This is a genomic window from Phyllobacterium sp. P5_D12, assembly GCF_054049495.1.
The window spans coordinates 1-5,022 of record NZ_JBFUMG010000334.1; the positions used below are offsets into that span (position 1 = coordinate 1).

The 5,022-nt window shown below is 56.7% G+C and carries 7 protein-coding genes and 1 pseudogene; 6 read left to right on the plus strand and 2 right to left on the minus strand.

From position 1 onward, the window contains the following. The 6 genes and pseudogenes from ACXJ5O_RS18620 to coaA form a co-directional block, all read left to right on the plus strand. Positions 1-314, plus strand: a pseudogene (locus ACXJ5O_RS18620) (hypothetical protein); the annotation flags it as partial. A gap of 2 nt (positions 315-316) precedes the next feature. Next, positions 317-967: an imidazole glycerol phosphate synthase subunit HisH gene (hisH, locus tag ACXJ5O_RS18625; RefSeq protein WP_457301196.1), complete on the plus strand. Its 651-nt coding sequence runs from the start codon at positions 317-319 to the stop codon at positions 965-967. Further along, positions 964-1,707, plus strand: a complete 744-nt coding sequence (gene hisA, locus ACXJ5O_RS18630; protein WP_457301197.1) for a 1-(5-phosphoribosyl)-5-[(5-phosphoribosylamino)methylideneamino]imidazole-4-carboxamide isomerase — start codon at positions 964-966, stop codon at positions 1,705-1,707. Before hisH ends, hisA begins: the two co-directional genes overlap by 4 nt. Continuing rightward, positions 1,704-2,489, plus strand: coding sequence for an imidazole glycerol phosphate synthase subunit HisF (gene hisF / locus ACXJ5O_RS18635; protein ID WP_457301198.1), 786 nt, complete (start codon positions 1,704-1,706; stop codon positions 2,487-2,489). Before hisA ends, hisF begins: the two co-directional genes overlap by 4 nt. Before the next feature lie 17 nt (positions 2,490-2,506). After that, a complete protein-coding gene (locus ACXJ5O_RS18640; protein WP_457301199.1) occupies positions 2,507-2,830 on the plus strand; it encodes a phosphoribosyl-ATP diphosphatase in 324 nt (107 codons plus the stop codon). A gap of 2 nt (positions 2,831-2,832) precedes the next feature. Further along, positions 2,833-3,834 carry a type I pantothenate kinase gene (coaA, locus tag ACXJ5O_RS18645; protein WP_457301200.1) on the plus strand — a complete coding sequence of 334 codons (1,002 nt, stop codon included), beginning with the start codon at positions 2,833-2,835 and terminating at the stop codon, positions 3,832-3,834. Here coaA and ACXJ5O_RS18650 read toward each other — a convergent pair. Both ACXJ5O_RS18650 and lysM read right to left on the minus strand, forming a co-directional pair. After that, on the minus strand, positions 3,821-4,435 hold the full coding sequence (locus ACXJ5O_RS18650; RefSeq protein WP_457301201.1) for an alpha-ketoglutarate-dependent dioxygenase AlkB family protein: 615 nt from the start codon (positions 4,433-4,435) through the stop codon (positions 3,821-3,823). The two genes, coaA and ACXJ5O_RS18650, sit on opposite strands and share 14 nt — an antisense overlap. A 73-nt stretch (positions 4,436-4,508) precedes the next feature. After that, positions 4,509-4,967, minus strand: coding sequence for a peptidoglycan-binding protein LysM (lysM, locus tag ACXJ5O_RS18655; RefSeq protein WP_112524871.1), 459 nt, complete (start codon positions 4,965-4,967; stop codon positions 4,509-4,511). Positions 4,968-5,022: the final 55 nt, after the last annotated feature.

A 5,022-nucleotide genomic window follows, 5' to 3' on the forward strand; every position in this document is an offset into this window, starting at 1 on the left:
TTTCCGGAGTGGGCACCTATACCGGCCATGAAGACATGGCTGGATTTATCACAGCGTTGCTTTCGCTCCTCGTAGGTTTTGATGGCAATAATTGGCGCATCGCGGCCCTCGAACGTCGCGGCTTCAGCCTGCTCGGTGTTGTCGATGCGCGCAATGCGGACGATGCTGAAATGGCCTGGTTCCTTGGCGAAAACTTTGTTTCATCACCCGAAGTATCTGTGAGCGCCTGCCCTGCGGTACCTTCGCTGCAAGTCAGTCACAAGCCGGTGCTCAGCGGCATGGTCGGTCTCGTCAGCCACCGCGGAGAAAACTGAGCATGCGCGTGGCCATCATCGATTATGGGTCGGGCAATCTCCGCTCGGCAACAAAGGCATTCGAGCGCGCTGCGCGGGAAAGTGGTGTTGATGCGAGCATCGAACTGACAGCCGATGCTGACCGGGTCCGTACGGCTGATCGCATTGTCCTTCCGGGCGTTGGCGCCTATGCCGATTGCCGCCGTGGGCTCCATGCGGTCAACGGCATGGTCGAGGCAATCCATGAAGTAGCCGTGGAAAAAGCGCGGCCGTTTCTCGGGATTTGCGTTGGCATGCAGCTGATGTCGTCGCGCGGGCTGGAAAAGACGATTTCGACTGGCTTTGACTGGATCAAGGGCGACGTTCGCGAGATGGTGCCATCCGATCCCGCGTTGAAAATTCCGCAAATCGGCTGGAACACGATCCGGCTTACCCGTCCGCATCCATTGTTCGATGGAATTAAGACCGGGCCGCAAGGTCTTCATGCCTATTTTGTCCATTCCTACTTTCTCGATGCCGAGATGGAAAATGATGTCGTCGCCGTCACCGACTACGGCGGGCCGGTTACCGCTGCCGTAGCCAATGACAACATGGCGGGGACACAGTTTCATCCGGAAAAGAGCCAGGCGCTGGGCCTCGCTCTCATCGCCAATTTTTTAAGGTGGAATCCGTGATCCTTTTTCCGGCAATCGATCTGAAAGATGGCCAGTGCGTGCGGCTGAAGCTTGGCGACATGGATCAGGCGACGGTCTACAACGCCGACCCAGCCGCTCAGGCCAAAGCTTTTGAAGATCAAGGGTTTGAGTGGCTGCATGTGGTTGATCTGAACGGCGCTTTTGCTGGCCAATCGATCAACGGAGCTGCTGTCGAAGCGATCCTGAAGGCGACGAAAAATCCTGTACAGCTTGGCGGTGGCATCCGCAGCCTCGAGCACATCGAAAGTTGGCTGACGAAAGGCCTGTCGCGGGTCATTCTCGGCACCGTTGCCGTGCGCGATCCAGCGTTGGTGATCGAGGCCTGCAGGTGCTTTCCCGGCAAGATTGCCGTCGGCATCGATGCCAAAGGCGGCAAGGTTGCCGTTGAAGGCTGGGCCGAGGCGTCAACGCTCGGTGTGATCGAGCTGGCGAAGAAGTTCGAGGGCGCTGGCGTTGCTGCGATCGTTTACACAGATATTGATCGCGACGGCGTGCTTACGGGCATCAACTGGGAATCGACACTGCAACTTGCCGAAGCAGTCTCGATCCCAGTCATCGCTTCCGGCGGCCTGGCTTCGATCGCTGATGTCGTTCGCATGACCATGCCCGACGCACAAAAGCTCGAAGGCGCGATTTCCGGCCGCGCGCTTTATGACGGGCGTATCAATCCTGCAGAAGCATTAAAGGTGCTTCGCGATGCAAGGGAGCGCGCCGCATGACCCTCAAAGCCCGTGTAATACCCTGCCTCGACGTCAAGGATGGACGTGTCGTCAAAGGCGTAAACTTCGTCGATCTCATCGATGCCGGTGACCCGGTCGAGGCGGCGAAGGCCTACGACGCTGCCGGGGCAGACGAACTCTGCTTCCTCGACATCACGGCTTCTTCCGACAATCGCGAGACAATTTTCGATGTGGTGGCTCGCACCGCCGAGCAATGCTTTATGCCGCTGACGGTCGGTGGGGGGGTGCGCACCGTCGCCGATATCCGCAGGCTTTTGCTGGGGGGTGCCGACAAGGTATCAATCAACACCGCTGCTGTGGATAATCCTGATTTTATTGCCGAGGCCGCGGACAAATTCGGCAATCAATGCATCGTCGTCGCCATCGATGCCAAGAAGGTATCGCGCGAGGACGAGGCCGAGCGCTGGGAAATCTTTACCCATGGTGGAAGACGGGCGACAGGCATCGATGCCGTCGCCTTTGCGCGCAAGGTGGTCGATCTTGGTGCGGGCGAAATTCTGCTGACCTCGATGGATCGCGATGGCTCGAAGATCGGCTACGACATTCCCGTCACGCGGGCGATTGCCGATGCGGTTCGTGTCCCGGTTATCGCTTCCGGCGGTGTCGGCAATCTCGACCACATGGTTGAAGGCATTCTCGAAGGCCACGCATCAGCGGTGCTCGCCGCATCGATTTTTCACTTTGGCACCTATACGATCGCGCAAGCGAAGGCCCACATGGCAGCGGCGGGTATCCCGATGCGCCTTGATCCTGTCCGCTGACTGGAGAACTAGATCTAATGAGTTCATTTACCCTTGCTGATCTTGAACGCATCGTGGCGGAACGCGCCACGTCAGCGGACACCAAATCCTATACGGCCAGCCTTTATGCCAAGGGGATTGGCAAGGCCAGTCAGAAGCTGGGAGAGGAAGCGATTGAAACCGTCATTGCCGCCGTCTCCAGCGACAGGCAGGGTGTTATTTCGGAAAGTGCAGATTTGCTCTATCATCTTCTGGTCGTTCTCGGGATATCCGGCGTGAAACTCGGAGAAGTGCTGGAAGAGTTGCAGCGGAGAACGGCGCAGACCGGACTCCAAGAAAAAGCCGCGCGAGGACATGACTGATCATGTTTAAAGCTCCGGCTCTTGAACGGCAGACGGGAGAGGATGTCGTGGATCAGTTGGCACCCAGCGAGTTTTCGCCTTACCGGTTCTACAGTGCCGAGAGGTGGGCAGAATTTCGCGCTGATACGCCACTGACGCTAACCTATGATGAGGTCAAGCGGCTGCGCTCTCTCGGCGATCCGATCGATCTCGACGAGGTGAGCAGAATTTATCTATCGCTGTCGCGGCTGTTGTCGGCGCATGTCGAGGCGAGCCAGCTGTTATTCTATCAGCGCCGCCAATTCCTCAATACCGGAGACGCCTTCAAGACACCGTTCATTATCGGCATCGCGGGCTCGGTAGCCGTTGGCAAATCCACGACCGCGCGCGTACTGAAGGAATTGCTCGCCCGTTGGCCATCGAGCCCCAAGGTCGATCTGGTTACTACGGACGGCTTTCTTTATCCGAACGAGGTCCTTCGAGCCAAAGGTTTGATGGAGCGCAAAGGTTTTCCCGAGAGCTACGATGTCGGCATGGTCTTGCGGTTCCTGTCGCAGATCAAGGCCGGCCAGCGCAACGTCAACGCGCCGCTTTATTCGCACCTGACCTATGATGTGCTGCCGGGCCGCTATCAGACCGTAGATGCGCCGGACATTCTGATTTTCGAAGGGATCAATGTGCTTCAGGTCCGCGATCTGCCCGAAGACGGCAAAATGGTGCCATTCGTGTCGGATTTCTTTGATTTTTCGATATATATCGATGCCGATGAAGAGCAGATACACAATTGGTACATCAGCCGCTTCATGCGCTTGCGGGAGACGGCATTCAAGGATCCGAGCTCATTCTTCCATCGTTATTCGACGATTTCGGATGATTCCGCGCTGGCCATCGGCGAAAGCCTTTGGGCAAACATCAATCTGAAGAATCTGCGGGAGAACATTCTGCCCACACGTCCGCGCGCTGATCTCATTCTACGCAAGGGTGACAATCATTTGGTCGAGGAGGTTGCGCTCAGGAAGCTGTAACCCGTCTAAGCGTCAGGTTTATGCGGCCCGTACTTTTCAACAGCGTCGAAGTGCCGGGATAAATGCGATCGACGCCGTGAAACGCCATGCGGCCTTCCCCGCCAAGCACGATCACGTCACCGCTCGACAGCCGGATGGACTGCGTCTTGTCGTTGCGGTTCGTGCCGCCAAAGCGGAACAGGCACGCATCTCCGAGCGAGACCGAAACAACTGGCGCGTTCAGATTCTGCTCGTCGCGATCCTGATGGAGGCCCATTTTCGCTGTGTCGGAATAGAAATTGACGAGGCAAGCCTCCGGAAGAAGCGGAAAGTCGCCGACTTCCTGCCAGAGTTCGAGCAAACGCTGTGGGATGGCTGGCCATGGCCTTTGCGTCACAGGGTGGAGTGCCTGATAACGATAGCCGCCTTCCTTGTCCGTAACCCAGCCTAGCACACCACAATTTGTCATGCGCACGCTCATTTCCTTGCCGGTTTTCGGCATGGCAGGTACGTAAAGCGGCGCTTCCGTGACGACAGCCCGGATCTCCTCGACCAGCGCGGCCTGTTCGGCCGGACCAAAATGTTCGGGGAAGTAGCGAATGCCGGGAGCCAGCAAAAGCATCATCTATCCAACTATTCAAATTCAAAGGCCCGGCCGCAATAGGGAGCCGGGCCGTTCGGCAATGGAGATGCGATCAGCCGAGTTCGGGAATCCTGAGCACCTGACCTGGATAAATCTTGTCGGGGTGAGTAAGCATCGGCTTGTTGGCTTCGAAGATGAGCGTATTCTTCGCACCCTTGCCCTTGCCATACTGCGACTCGGCGATCTTCCACAGATTGTCGCCCTTCTTTACCGTATAGAACACCGGTTCCTTGGCGACGGAGCCGGTGGTAACTTCATCGACTTTCAGCCCTTCGGTCTCAACTTTAGAGATGCCGAGTGAATTTCCAACGGCGATGATAGCCTTTTCGAGTACTTCCTGATTGGTGACATTGCCTTTCAGAACTGCTTTGTCACCTTCAACCACTACCTGGACATTTTCAGTACCAAGCTTGTGGGAATCGAGTTCCTTCTTCAGCGCATCGGCACTTGGCTCGTCATCGCCGATGCCGATTTTCTTGCCTACGGATTTAACGAAATCAAATAGTCCCATGTCTGGCTCCTGTTGATTGTTCAAACCGAAATAGTGTTGTGGCATTACGTGATGC